At 48.0% G+C, this 14,068-nt stretch carries 11 protein-coding genes; 5 read left to right on the top strand and 6 right to left on the bottom strand.

Translation table 11 applies throughout. The features are described 5' to 3' along the window. The 3 genes from H6F50_RS06005 to H6F50_RS06015 all read right to left on the bottom strand — a co-directional run. Positions 1-237: response regulator (locus tag H6F50_RS06005; protein ID WP_190427433.1), on the bottom strand; the 237-nt coding region annotated here is incomplete at its 3' end. Between the two features lie 60 nt (positions 238-297). Further along, positions 298-3,189, bottom strand: coding sequence for a PAS domain-containing protein (locus H6F50_RS06010; protein WP_190427435.1), 2,892 nt, complete (start codon positions 3,187-3,189; stop codon positions 298-300). 629 nt (positions 3,190-3,818) lie between these two features. Continuing rightward, the gene (locus tag H6F50_RS06015) at positions 3,819-6,002 is read right to left on the bottom strand and encodes a PAS domain S-box protein (protein WP_190427438.1); all 2,184 of its coding nucleotides are present in this window, start codon (positions 6,000-6,002) and stop codon (positions 3,819-3,821) included. Positions 6,003-6,750: 748 nt separating this feature from the next. Between H6F50_RS06015 and H6F50_RS06020 the strand changes: the two genes are divergently transcribed. From H6F50_RS06020 to H6F50_RS06030, 3 genes are all read left to right on the top strand, one after another. Continuing rightward, complete coding sequence (locus H6F50_RS06020) at positions 6,751-7,473, top strand: response regulator transcription factor (RefSeq protein ID WP_190413611.1); 723 nt, start codon at positions 6,751-6,753, stop codon at positions 7,471-7,473. Between the two features lie 348 nt (positions 7,474-7,821). Continuing rightward, positions 7,822-9,570 (top strand): SpoIIE family protein phosphatase, encoded by a 1,749-nt coding sequence (locus H6F50_RS06025; protein WP_190427441.1) that lies wholly within the window; start codon positions 7,822-7,824, stop codon positions 9,568-9,570. 4 nt (positions 9,571-9,574) lie between these two features. Further along, positions 9,575-10,003 (top strand): anti-sigma regulatory factor, encoded by a 429-nt coding sequence (locus tag H6F50_RS06030; protein WP_190413607.1) that lies wholly within the window; start codon positions 9,575-9,577, stop codon positions 10,001-10,003. Between the two features lie 320 nt (positions 10,004-10,323). Here the strand turns inward: H6F50_RS06030 and H6F50_RS06035 are convergent, their stop codons facing one another. After that, entirely contained in the window at positions 10,324-10,758 is a 435-nt protein-coding gene (locus H6F50_RS06035; RefSeq protein WP_190427444.1) for a ketosteroid isomerase family protein, read from the bottom strand. 167 nt (positions 10,759-10,925) lie between these two features. Here H6F50_RS06035 and queG point away from each other — a divergent pair, with 167 nt between their 5' ends. Together queG and H6F50_RS06045 are read left to right on the top strand one after the other, a co-directional pair. Continuing rightward, positions 10,926-11,939 (top strand): tRNA epoxyqueuosine(34) reductase QueG, encoded by a 1,014-nt coding sequence (gene queG, locus H6F50_RS06040; RefSeq protein ID WP_190427447.1) that lies wholly within the window; start codon positions 10,926-10,928, stop codon positions 11,937-11,939. Positions 11,940-12,005: 66 nt separating this feature from the next. Further along, complete coding sequence (locus H6F50_RS06045) at positions 12,006-12,656, top strand: HAD-IA family hydrolase (RefSeq protein WP_190413601.1); 651 nt, start codon at positions 12,006-12,008, stop codon at positions 12,654-12,656. A gap of 72 nt (positions 12,657-12,728) precedes the next feature. Here H6F50_RS06045 and H6F50_RS06050 read toward each other — a convergent pair whose 3' ends face one another. Next, positions 12,729-13,370, bottom strand: a complete 642-nt coding sequence (locus H6F50_RS06050) for a restriction endonuclease subunit R (RefSeq protein ID WP_190427450.1) — start codon at positions 13,368-13,370, stop codon at positions 12,729-12,731. A 176-nt stretch (positions 13,371-13,546) separates the two neighbouring features. Further along, positions 13,547-14,068 (bottom strand): TOBE domain-containing protein (locus tag H6F50_RS06055; protein ID WP_190427453.1); only part of this gene is annotated, 522 nt, incomplete at its 5' end.

The raw sequence follows: 14,068 nt of genomic DNA on the forward strand, positions 1-14,068 counted from the left end.
ACGCAAAAATTCAATTCCACCCATTTTGGGCATATTCAAGTCGAGTAAGACCAGCCGCCGCTCTCGCGGAACCTTTGTTGAATCGTCAGTCCCCCGCAACATAGCTAGTGCTTCTAGCCCGTTATTGGCAACATAGAAGGGATTTTGAATATTATTTTTTTTGAATGCCCGTTTTACGGTCATCACATCAACTTCGTCGTCATCAACTAGCAAAAGGTTTGTCATCTTATCTACCATGATTTAAAAAACGATTGATTATTATTTTTTTATTCATTTTTTTATTAGTGATATCCATATCTAGACAAAAAGCGAATTGTTACTACTGGGTTGTTTGGGCCAGGTAAAGTAGAAAGTTGACCCTTGATTGACTTGAGATTCCAGGCGAATGGTTCCTCCTTTGTTTTCGATGATTTTCTTAACGATGGCGAGTCCCACGCCGGTGTTTTCTACCTTATCTCGTGCCTCCAGAGTTTGAAACATGACAAAAATTTTTTCATGATATTCCGGAGCGATCCCACACCCATCATCTGCCACGGCAAATTCATAGAATGTTTCTTTATCTTGTACTGATATGGTCGCGCTTCCATCCAACCGAGGGTGGTGTTTGAAGCAATTGCTGAGCAGATTTGCAAACACTTGTTCTAAGGGCAAACGCTCGGTGTGGAAGGTAGGCATTCCGGGCTGGATGGTGATAGCGAACGTGGGTGGAGGTGCAAGCGTGTTGATAACTTCTGCTAGTAGGGTGTCAACGTCCACAAGATCCACAAAGGTCTTGACCCGCCCCACACGAGAATACTGCAAAAGACCGTTGATTAGAGCTTCCATCCGATGAACGCGCCCCCGCAGTAAATTCATATTCTGCTGGGTTTCCGGATTTAGAAAGTCGAGTAGGTCTTCTTCAATCCAAGTGGAGAGGTTAGCGATCGCTCTTAGAGGTGCCTTGAGATCGTGGGAAACAATATAAGCGAAGTGGTCGAGTTCGGCGTTGCGTTTTTCTAAAGCGGCGTTGGTTTTAGTGAGGATGGTACTCAGACGGGCTAATTCCGCCGCGCGATCGCGCAAAGCTTCTTCGGCAAATTTTCGCTCAGTAATGTCAATACACGAGCCAATATAACCCGCAAAACTCCCATCCGCCAAAAATCGTGGCGTTCCGGTATCTAAGACCCAGCGATACTGCCCATCTGCCCGCAACAGACGGTACTCCATTTGGAAAGTTTTCCGGACATGAGCAGCCGCCCGATAAGTATCCAAACAGCGCTGCAAATCCTCTGGATGCACGCCTTCTGCCCAACCTTTGTCGAGTTCTTCCTCCAAGGTTCGCCCTCGGAAGCTCAGCCAACGCTGATTGAAGAAATGACACCGCCCATCCCGATCTGCCACCCATAACAAGACGGGGGCACTATCTGCCATCGTGCGGAAGCGTTCTTCGCTCTCCCGCAATGCCGCCTCCGTTCGCTGACGCTCTGCGAGTTCTTGTTGCAGCGTTTTAAACAGACCCGCGTTGTCAACAGCTAAAGCGGCGCGACGGGCAAGTTCGCAGGCAAAGGTCAGGTCAGCCTGACCGTAGCGACGACCCGACTCGGCTGAGGTAAAGGTAATTGCCCCCAAGGTGCGTCCGCGAGCTACCAGGGGCACCACCATTGCCGATGTAAAGCCTATCTGTCTCAAGATTTCTAGGTGTTCGGGATCGCGAGCCGCCTCTACCAGGAGGGAGTCGGGAACCTCCGCGTATAACTCTGCCTGACCCGTGCGTAAAACGTTGGGGAGACCATAAGATTCATCGGGATCGGGCGGGTAGCGCTCCTGCAATTGGTAAGCCCAATCGACCTTCGATGGGTCTTGATGGACAACCGCCAGTCGGCGAATTGTTTGATTTTCGTCGAGCATATCGATAGAACACCAGTCAGCTAGCTGGGGAACTGCTAGATGAGCCAGGGTTTCTAAGGTAGTTTGATAGTCAAGGGAGCTAGTCAGCAGGGTCGTCGCTTCACCCAAAAAGTGCTGTTGTTCGTTAATTCGCTGGCGTAGCGTAGCGTGCCGATGGCTTTCGCTGATGTCCGTACCCACCCCAATCGTGCGTACTGCCTTGCCGGTTTCGTCGCACAAAACCTGACCTTTTCCAGAGATCCAGTGGATGCTACTGTCAGGCCAAACGATGCGAAATTCAAGCTCAAAGTCAGTCTTCTGCTCGACTGACTGAGCGATCGCCTTTTTCAAGGAATCCCGATCCTCTGGATGCACTACTTCTAGGAAGGCGGCAAACGTACCGGCAAAAGTTCCGGGAAGTAAACCGTGCATGCGTTCTAGAGTCTCTGACCACGTCAGCTCCCCGGTGAGGATATTCCAGTCCCAGATCCCCATCCGTCCTGCCTCCAGGGACAATCGCAGTCGCTCCTCGCTCGTATGTAGCGCTGCTTGCGTTTGCTGCCGACTGGTAACATCCAGAACCAGAGATAACACTGACATCAAGCGACCCGATTCATCGAGCAAAGCAGAGTTGTACCACTCGCAGTAGACAATCGAGCCATCTTTTGTATAGTTACGGTTTTGGGACACGCTGCGCCCTTCGCTGCCTTTGAGCAACCGTCCGATCTCATCATTGACTGCTGCTACATCTTCGGCGTAGATAAATTGCCATTCCTGAGGATGTTTACCCGTTACTTCGGCGCTTCCCCATCCGAAGAGCGCTTCAGCTTCCCGCGACCACCTCGCCACTCGAAAGTTGCTGTCCCACTCGATGAGTGCTAAGGGTGAGTTTTCTAGATGGAAGTTGAGTTTGTGCAGTTCATCTCCCGATGCCGTTGGAGTTGGCTGTAAGAAGCCGCGATCGCTGAGCATTTCCTCCCAGGAGCGATCGCGGCTTCGGTCTGGCGTTTTTAGAGACATCTGAGGATAATTGCTAACAGCACTCGCCAGCCTCGTTTCCAAAACGGAATTTTCGCTTGGGCTTCCCGCCTCTGGGTACTTTTTGACATTGGCGAAAGCCGCTAAAACAGCGCTCCACAGACCGAGTTTCGTGCCACCGTACCAGATGCCCACCAATATGGCAGCAAAAAGTATTAGAAAAGGAGTTTCTTTTCCACCAGTTAGAATGTTTAGAATCAGTTTAATTAGCAGTGCTAGTGTCACCGCTAATAGAGCGATACCGTAACGCATTACCTGGAAGCCTACCCCTGGCAAAAGTTTCATCCTTCTAAACACAAATTGCCATAAAACCACTTTCTCAGGCATCAACCACTAGGAAGGTGATCGATTGCCTAGGGTTTTCCGCTGTGTTCAGTCGGATTGCATCCAGTATTATAGAACTCGCTCCAGAAAGTCCGCGCAATTGAGTTGGAGTTGCGATCGCGTGTCTTCGGAGCGAGGCGTTAGCCTAGCCCTGGCTTGTTAATTCGCGCCAGAGTTTTTGTAGTTGCTTTTTAGTAGAATCAACCCTGACGTAGCATCAGCCATAGGGACGATTATAGAGATTCGGCATCTACAATTTGCACCGTTACTCTATCGAATCTAGATTAAGGAATCCTTACTAAAGGCTTGAATTTAAAAAAAAGTTTAAGTTTTAACGAAAGTAAAAAAGTAAGTTTTAGTACCAATCGAAGATTTAAAACTCGCATTAGATGCAGACCAAAAGTTTTTGAATTGGTACTTTTGTACGCCTAAGCAAGGATGGTTTTGTTTATCGCAGTTCTCTCTTGAGTGCAAGAAGGAACCTCACCCCCAGCCCCTCGACCTTCACGGAGAGGGGAGAAGATTGAACGCCTCTGGGATGTTTAGACGCGCTTTCAACCGCCAGCTTAAGACGGGTGCCTGAGATGAGTTTAGGTACTCAGAACCGATTTCGACCAGGTAAAGCGAAAGGTTGCTCCTTTGCCTGCTTGAGATTCTACCCAGATGGTTCCTCCTTGGGTTTCAACAATTTTTTTGACCAGGGTTAGACCGATGCCCGTGTTTTCGACGATATCGCGAGCTTGTAAAGTCTCAAAGATGGCAAAAACTTTCTCGTGATATTCGGAGGCAATTCCTGGCCCGTTATCTGCCACGGCAAACTCATAAAAGTTACTTTGGTCTTGAACCGATATTGTCACTTGTCCCTCTGTTTGGGGGTTGTGTTTAATCGCGTTGCTAATCAGATTGGCAAACACCTGTTGTAGGGGCAAGCGTTCGGTGCGTAGGGTAGGCATTCCAGGGTTTACGGCGATGGTAAAAGCCGGTGGCGGTGCGAGGGTGTCAATGACCTCTGCGAGAAGTTTTTCCACATCCACCCATTCCACAGACGCCTTTATACGCCCAACGCGGGAATATTGAAGGACGCCATTGATCAGCGCTTCCATGCGATGAACGCGCGATCGCATTAAGTCCAGATTGTGCCTAGTTTCTTCAGTCAGTTGGTCGGAGATGTCTTCTTCAATCCAAGTGGAGAGATTAGCGATCGCTCTCAGCGGTGCTTTGAGGTCGTGGGAGACAATATAGGCAAACTGATCGAGTTCTTGGTTGCGTTTCTCTAAAGCAATATTGGTTTGGGCAAGGATGGCGCTTAGGCGGGCTAATTCCCCTGCACGCGATCGCAAATCTTCTTCTGCTTGTTTGCGTTCGGTGATGTCGCTGTTGATTTCCAGGGTCGCTAAGGGTTCGCCCTCATCGTCTGTCTGCAATGTCCATCGGCTAGAAACGCGAATCTGCGTACCATCGCGCTTAGTGTCGAGCAGTTCGCCTTTCCAATACCCGTCGTGAAGAAACATTTCGTCGATTTCTTCGATATTGGGGGGAAATTCGGTTCTCAAGAGTTCGTGGGCGTATTGACCGAGGGCTTCTTTCTTTGTCCAACCGTACAGCCGTTCTGCCCCCAGATTCCAATAAGTAATCCGATCGTCGCGATCGCGCACCAAAATCGCGTCATTTGCCAGATCCAGCAATGTCGCTTGTTTTCGCAGCATTTCCTCAGCTTGCTGGCGATCCGTAATGTCCCGCATAATCCCAATCAGCAAGCGCTGATTGTAAGAATGTATCTCGCTAAACGCTAACTCCATTGGGAACGTGGTGCCATTCTTGCGGCGTCCTACCGTTTCTTGCAGTTGCCGCATTTTGACTGGGTTGTTGCCCACAAAGTGGTTGAGCGCCTGGATGCTATCACCGCTGAAGGGCTGCGCCACCAAGAGTTTCAGGTTTTTGCCAATCGCTTCGGCGGGTTCGTACCCAAACATTAAGGTAGCAGCTTGATTAAAAGACTCAATATGACCTTGATCGTTGATAGTGATAATCCCATCTACCACATTGTCTAAAATGGCACGGATGCGAATGTTACTTTCACGCAAACCCGTTTGTTGTCCTGCCAGTTCCCGGTCGAGCTGATCGAACAGATACACCGCTGCTAGCGATCCCAGAAGACCGAGTGTTGCTGTGGCGCTGAGTACGCCAATGGTAATTCGCTGCTGATGCTTTAAGTCTCGGCTGCGCTGGTCAAGCAAACGAGCTTCCTCGGCGGAGAACAGGGCAATTTGCCGACGAATGGCATCCATCGTGGTTTTGGCTTGAGGCTCCAATCGGAAACTGCCAGCATTTCCCTGCTTGACGACTTTTATCCGAGCCACATTCTGGTTCATTATGCTGACTTTTTGCCGTACCAGCTTTTGAAGCTGCTGGACTCGTTGCAGCTGTTGCGGCTTATCTTTGACGGAATTATCCAGTTCTTGGAGGAATTGAGGAATGCTTGCGATCGCTGCGTTATAAGGTTCCAGATATTCCGGGCGGTAAGTTAAGGCATAACCCCGAACCCCTGTCTCGGCATCCACTATCGCTGTGAGCAAGCGATTGGCTTGTAATAGCACCTTCTGCGTTTTGTCAACATAATTTTGCGCCGTTGCAGTACTGCGTTGCAGCCCAGCAAATACCACCACCGACGTTAAAAGACACATGATCGGGATGGCGATGATCAGGGCACCTCGCCGACGCACGGGAAGATCGGACCAAAGAAGGTGTAGGTATTGAGTTCCAGAAGGAGCCATTGCAAGCTTTGACTTTTAGCTTAAGCTTTTAGCTTAACTAACTTGGGTGCTGTCCCAGTGAAAGTGTAGATGGTGGCTGATAACGAGTGAGTGGCTACTGATGAAGAAAGCGATCGCCCAACTTGCCAAGTCCAAAGCCGACACAATCCGGTTCTGTAACAGGTACAGTCCTGGGATCGGGGTGTAACTGAACGAGCTATCTATGCTCGCTGCTTCGGCTCTAGACGGTTTGGCAAAGAGATTCCTTTAAAGAATTCTCCAGCCCGGATGATTCTCATGCTGCCAACCCGGTATACTCATACCAGCGGTAGTTGAACTCTGGGCTGCTCGTGCTGCCATTGGCAAGTAAAAATCTGAGATTCTGCTGTCTGCCACGTCTGGTGATGTTGAGCAAGGCATTTTCCCAGTTCAGCCACCTGACTCAACCAAAAAAAACCGCATTGTGCGCTCCAGCAGAAAGGTAAAATCCAGATGGTTAGTGGTTTGTTGCAGTTATCGATCGTACACTCGTACTAAAATTGACCAATTGCCAAACTGTCCCCTTTAAAAGACTGCCGCGCTCAAGCTTTGGTTTATGGTTAGGTTTGCCATGTCCCCGCCAGTAAAAATATCACCTCAAACAGATGAGGAGGGTATAAATTACTAATACTAGAACACGCAAAGAATGGCAGTAGATTGACGACTGCAAACTCTTTAGGAAATCTTTATTTTTAGAAAGTCCATAGAATTGCAAAGTGTGGAAGAGAAGATGAGTCAAATTCGCGTCGCTTTAATTGAAGACCACGACCTGACTAGGGTCGGCATCCGGACAGCGCTGCAACAGCGCGGGGAAATTGAATTTGTAGGTGAAGCCGCCAATGCCACTGAAGGTCTGAAATTACTGGAAACGACCAAGCCAGATGTGGCGATTGTCGATATTGGCCTGCCCGATATGGACGGAATTGAATTGACGAGGACGTTTAGGGAATGGCAGGTGGCTTCGGAGGATGGGGGTCATACCAAGATACTGGTGTTGACTTTACAAGATGACGAAGAAGCGGTATTGGCGGCATTTGCAGCAGGTGCAGATTCCTACTGCATGAAAAACATTAGTTTTGATAAGTTGCTCGAAGCGCTGCAAGTGACGCACGAAGGCAACGGCTGGATCGACCCAGCGATCGCCCGGATTGTCTTGCAGCAAACTCGATCTAGTCAGACAGGATTGGATCAAGCAGCCATATCCAAAACGGTGATTATCAATGCCACCGAACCGGAATACAGCCAGCTAATTGAAGCTTATCCGCTGACGGAACGGGAATTAGAAGTTTTGCAGCTGATTGTTGAAGGGTGCAGCAATGCCGCGATCGCGGAAAAGCTCTACATCACTGTCGGAACTGTCAAAACCCACGTCCGGAATATTTTGAACAAGCTGTGTGCCGATGACCGCACCCAAGCGGCGGTGCGTGCTCTACGCTCTGGCTTAGTCGGATAAATACCTTTGCTTGTGGAGGATCGGGCGCTCGGTATGAGTTGACTTCTGCTTGGCTTGACATCGGTGAACCCTCTGTAGCTGCCACAACCTGGCAGCTATGCTCGCCTCTATATCCTGGCAGCGGTATTTAACCCGTAGTCAGTTGGTCGAGTAACAAACCTTAGTCAATGGGCGTCTCAGAATGCCCTCAAAGCTGTTATTCTATCGAATCATCAATCAGCAGCATCACGAGAAATAAAAGCGAGAACCGGATTTTGCTCCGGGAATGCGATATGCAGGCAAGGGATGAGGAGTGAAAATCCCCTCAAGCTGTCGATGATCTAATTAAGCGGGAAGCGGAGTGTGCCGATGAGTCAGGCAGAAGGGAGCAAACTCAAACTGATGGTGGTTGATGACGAGCATGACAACCTAGATTTACTTTATCGGACATTTCGGCGAGATTTTCGCGTCTTCAAAGCCGACAGTGCCTTCAGCGCCATTCAAGTTTTGGACACGGAAGGGGAAATGGCTGTGATTATTTCTGACCAGCGCATGCCCCAAATGAATGGAACCGAATTTTTAAGTAAAACAGTTGAGCGCTTTCCCGATACCATCCGGATTCTCCTAACCGGCTACACGGATGTCGAAGATTTAGTCGATGCGATTAACTCCGGTCAGGTGTTTAAGTACATCACCAAACCCTGGAACCCGGAGAACTTAAAAGCAGTGGTTCAACAAGCCGCGGAAACTTACCGCGTGCTGAAGCAAAGGACGAACGAACTGCGCCGAGCCTTGCGCCGAGAAGAACTCTTGAATGCGGTGACAACGGCAATTCGGGAGTCGCTAGATTACCAGAGTATGCTGCAAACCGTTGCCAATACCATTGGGCAAGCTTTTGAGGCGAGTTATTGCGTTCTGCGACCCGTAGAGAGCGATCGCTTGACCAGCGAAATTTTTTTCTATCCAACTCCAAATGAGCCGAGCGAGGATACAGAACCCCCAGTACCGGAACACGACTCAGACTCCTTACTCCAAGCAGCCCTGGAAAGTCGCAAAATCCAACTTGCCCAAGGCGAACAAGAGGGAAGGCGTTCCACTCAGTTAGGAGTGCCGCTGATCTTCCAGCAGCAGGTGCTAGCGGTTCTCTGCCTCTATCAAGAAAATAGCGATCGCCTCTGGGCACCCGACGAAGTTCAGCTGATAGAAGGCGTCGCCGAACAAGCCGCTTTGGCGCTTTCTCAGGCGAAACTCTACCAGCGCACGCAGCAGCAGGCTCAGCAAATGCGTGCCGAACTAGAAGTCGCTCGTCAAATTCAAAATAACCTCCTCCGCCAAAGTTGGCCTGAAGTAGAAGGGATGCAGGTGCAAGCCTGCTGCGTCGCCGCTAGAGAAGTGGGGGGTGATTTTTTTGAAGTGTACGTCCATCCCCAAGGCGATGTTTGGCTGGCAGTGGGAGATGTCTCTGGGAAAGGCGTCCCAGCGGCTCTATTTATGGCAAGTGCAATTTCTATTCTGCGCCGGGAACTTGCTCAGGAAATTTCTCCGGAGCCAGATGTCGTCATGCGGAATCTTAACAGCATTATGTCCAACGATCTCGTCAGCACCAACTGCTTTATCACGATGGTGCTGGCTCGTTATACCCCAGCCACTCAAGAGCTGGTATATGCCAACGCCGGTCACATCTATCCCTTAGTCTGGTCTAATCGGGAAGTCGTGCAACAAAGAGCGGCACCTACTTCAGACTCGGCGCTGGAACCAAATTTTCTCAAGACTCGCGGCATCCCTTTGGGAATTTTACCCATCTGGAAAGCTAAGCAGGGGCAACTGACCTTAAATTCAGGTGAAATTCTGCTACTGACGAGTGACGGGATTACCGAGGCGACTGTCACCCAAGAAAGTAGCCTTCGACATACTGCTTCGGAGATCGCGCCGACGGCAGAAGTTACCACTGGCAGCTTTGAAGGTACGAGTAGTATGCTGACACAAGATGGGCTTTGGAAACTTGTATGCCTTGAGCCAGTACCTTTCGATTTGAATAACTTACTCGCGCGGATTCGAGAACACACCAATAACGTTCAGGAAGACGACCAAACTATACTCTCTCTGGAGGTTCTTTAAGTACATGAAAACGGAGCTGCACATACCAAGTGATTTGAAGTTTTTAACAATTGTTGAAAGCTGGCTACTGGGATGTTTGGAAGTCGAACTGACCGACTCGGTGGATTGGCCTCGTCAATCGAATCGCTTGCGATTGGCTTTGGTGGAAGCATACTCGAATGTGGTGCGTCATGCTCATAAGGAGCAACCAAATTTGCCCGTGCTAATTCGCCTAGAACTAAAAAATCGGGATATTGCTCTCGAAATTTGGGATCACGGTCAGGGATTTGACTTATCAACTTATCTCCCGCCTACCCCGAATGATAAACAGGAAAGCGGTTATGGGTGGCTGATTATGAATAGGTTAATGGATCGAGTAGAGTATCGCTTACAAGTAAACGGTCGTAACTGTTTGAAGTTAGAAGCGAGTTTGCCAGAAGCGACAAAAGCATAGCATCGTGGGATTGATGGTTTTTTATGCCATCAGGGTGCCCAAAAAATAGACATAATTAGGAACCAAACAGAGCTTTTAACCGGGTATTTTCTGACCTCATGAGCTGGATAGCCTGAGGTTTTTTAATAGGAACCAGCACATCGATCTAGGCGAGCCGGGTCAATGGAGTGGCATCGCCTCTTTTTGTTAAAAAAAGTAAAGCGAATAGCGATCGTTTTACAGGAAATTTATAAGTTTCACAAAGAAGAGTTGACTTATAAAATGACTCGATCCCAGGCTAAACCTGGGATCGAGGTAAAAATCCTTATCTAAGCGCGTAATCAACGGCGTAAGTTCAGTAACTCTTGGGGAGATGCTAATAGTTTGATCCGGGTAAAAATAATTTGACGCTGTGGATTGAGGATAAATATCCAGGAGACATTGACGCCAAAAACGGGAGTTTGTACCTTACCGCTAACCTGAATCTGCGTGTTGCCATCTTCTAGAGTTTCGGCAATTCCTTCACGGGGGCAGAGAGTCATGCCCTTGGCTTCTGCTTGCAGGTAAGATGCGATCGCATCATGTCCCACAATCGGCGACTCAAATGGGGGATTCATTTCCCCATCCTCTGCAAACAAAGCAGCAGTTGCTTCAAAGTCTCCTGCATTCATCGTTTCAAAATAGCGCAGCACGACAGGCTCTGTTATTCCGGCAATTGTCAGCTCAGTGGTAAATTCAGATTCCGAAGTTAAAACTAGATCGTCAGCTGGTGTCATGGCATTTCCTACAAACCACACCGATCAGTATTAAACAAAACAGCAGGTTCGCACCTGCGCTTCTGGAGGGATTGTTCAGAACTTTCCTGCTTTTGCATCTGTGTTGCTGCGGTTTCAACCGCTAGGTGCAAAACCGAAATCCGAGAAACTATAATGATTCGAGTCAGATGCGATCGCTATCGTTGCCAGTGAAAGTACCCGTCAGTAGTCGCGAAGTGAAGCAAAAAGCCTTGGAGTTGGGATTCCACAAGGCAGGAATCGCGGCTGTAGATGGAGCAGAGATGGAAGTACAGCGGTTGCAGGCATGGCTGGCACAAGGCTATCAGGCGGACATGGAATGGATGGCGAATCCTAAGCGGCAAGATATCCATCTAGTCATGCCAGAAGTGCGATCGCTAATTTGTCTTGCCCTCAACTATTACACGCCTCACCAGCGTCCCGAAGGTAAGGAATATGCCAAAATCTCCCGCTATGGCTGGGGACGCGATTATCACAAGATCCTGCATAAAAAGCTGAAAGCTCTCACCACTTGGCTGCAAGAGCAGGGAGAAGGCATCTCTGCGCGTTACTATGCTGATACTGGTCCCGTGCAAGATAAAGTTTGGGCACAACAAGCTGGAATTGGTTGGATTGCCAAGAATGGAAATGTCATTACGCGCGAGTATGGTTCTTGGGTATTTTTAGGGGAAGTATTGACTAACCTCGACTTAACGCCTGACTTGCCCCATACTGAACACTGTGGCACTTGTACTCGTTGTATCGATGCTTGTCCCACGGGGGCAATTACCCAGCCCTTTGTCATAGACGCCAATCGGTGCATCGCTTACCACACAATTGAGAATCGGGCTGAAAAGTTACCAGATGCGCTAAGCGAAGCGAAACCGTTAGCGAAGCAGGACGGAGTGCAAGCGATCGCATCTCCTCTGCAAGGCTGGGTTGCTGGTTGCGATATCTGCCAGGATGTTTGCCCTTGGAATCAGCGTTTTGCTCAGCCTACGGATGTTGCCGATTTTCAGCCGTATTCTGGCAATGTAGCTCCCCTTCTAAGCGAATTAGCGGAAATTTCCGATGAAGAGTGGGATCGTCGATTTCCCGCCTCAGCGCTGCGGCGGATCAAACCAGAGATGTTGCGGCGCAATGCTAGGGCAAATTTGGAAGCAAAAGCACCACTCGACGTATGACATAGCGCCAGCAAGTAGGCACTACACAAGACAAAATTCAGCCCAAGTTGAGATACACCCAAAACAATGACCGTAAAAGTCATAATTTTTGATTTCGATGGCACAATTGCTGATAGCCTTGATGCCGTCGTGAATATTACTAATCGTTTAGCCGTAGAATTCGGGCATCAGCCAGTCAGTCTAGAAGATATCGAAAAGATTAAAAATTTAAGTTCTAGCCAAATTATTAAATTTTCTGGGGTTTCTATCTTTAAGTTACCCTTTCTACTTAGGAAAGTTAGAACAAGATTACATAATCAGGTTCAAGATTTAAAACCTTTTCCAGGTATTAAAGAAACTTTTACAGAGTTAAAAAATCTGGGGTACCGATTAGGGATTATAACATCTAATTCCAAGGAAAATGTTTCGATTTTTTTGAAGCAGAATGATTTTATAGACTTATTTGATTTTATTTATTCAGCCCCAACGATTTTTGGAAAACACAAAGTAATTAATAGTTTTTCTAAAAAACAAGATATGCAAATTAATGAGATGGTTTATGTTGGAGATGAAACAAGAGATATCGAAGCGGCAAGAAAAAGCCGGATAAAAGTAATTTCAGTTAGTTGGGGTTTTAATTCAAAAGAAGTTTTAGCCAAACATCACCCAGATTTTTTGATTGACAAACCTAGCGAACTATTAGAAGTGATAGGAAGTTTACAAAAACAGCCAGTGTAAAGATGGAAGCCGCTTTTTAAAGTTAATTGAAAGAATACGCGAGCGTGCTGCCATAGCTCAGATAACTACTGACTAGCCTATGACTTTACAGATAGCTTTGAGAACTTGTAGTAATTGGGTTAAACGCTCAGAATCAATCAAGTTCAACTCTGGCATTAGCAGATAAGTCGGGGGATTTCCCCGCTGAATATACACTAATTGATATCGCAGCCCGTTTGTCGTTAGTCCCCAAACGGATGTTTGATGTTCTAAACTTTTATGGGCATAGGTAAGGAGTTGAGGAAGACCCGTGAAAGCTTCAACCTGACTGTTTTTAGCTTCAATGACCAAAACCCAAAAAGACACGTTAGCTGTTGTCTGGTGAGTTTTCTTGACGGCTAAAATATCCAACCGTCCTGTAATGATGGTGTCTTCATCTGTGATATTGATATCTGCGATACCCTCTTCCAAGCTAATGTGGATAGGGTAGCGGTAAAAGCCAGCTAATCGCAGTAACGGAGCAACGGTAAGAAGCTTTACCTGTCCTTCCAGCACTTTTCCTGCTGTTAAATAGTGGCGAAAGTCATCCCAAATTTGTAATAGTTCTTGCTGTTCAAACTCTGTTAGAGGTTCTAAAGATAACAACGGTGTGAAAAAACCATTGTACTGCTCCTGAAAGTTTAAAAGACGATGAACATCATCTAGAGATAAATTGCGGGCGTTGAGAGTTGTCATGGGGTTATGTGAATTTTGGATTTTGGATTGAATGAGTTCGGTTGTTATGGGTAAAAATTATTTTCTGAGTTTATGCCTATAGCGGGGGAAGATGCTCTTTTGGTAAGTGGTAGATGAGCGAATAGTACCCAACAGCTTATTGCCGAAAAAAGTCTTGCTAAATCGCAAAAATCCAACTAACGCGAGGGAATTGCGATGCCAGTCTGTGGATCGAAGAAATGAATTTTCTCTGGCATCAGCGATAACCACAAGCGATCGCCAATTCGCACCGCTTTGTCTGGTGGAATGCGTACCTGTAAGGGATATGCGATCGCTGACTCTAGGAGAGTGGCAGATAAATAAGTTTCGTTGCCTAGTGCTTCCACCAAATCTACTCGCACTTGGAGATTTTTGGGGGCGGGAACGCCAACGATCAAGTGTTCGGGACGGATGCCTAAACTCAGGGATTGCCCGTCGTATTTTTGCAGTGCTGACGCCCAAACATCGGGGAGAGTGAGCCGAAATTGAGAATGGGTAATGAGGAGAGGTGCTTTCACTTGCACCGGCAAAAAGTTCATCGGCGGCGAACCAATGAATTCTGCCACGAAGCGGTTGGCTGGCTGGTTGTAAAGTTCCAACGGTGCAGCGATTTGCTGGATTTTTCCGTGATTCATCACCGCGATGCGATCGCCCATCGTCATCGCTTCCGTTTGGTCGTG

The organism is Coleofasciculus sp. FACHB-712 (assembly GCF_014695635.1).
In the GTDB taxonomy this organism is placed as follows: domain Bacteria; phylum Cyanobacteriota; class Cyanobacteriia; order Cyanobacteriales; family FACHB-T130; genus FACHB-T130.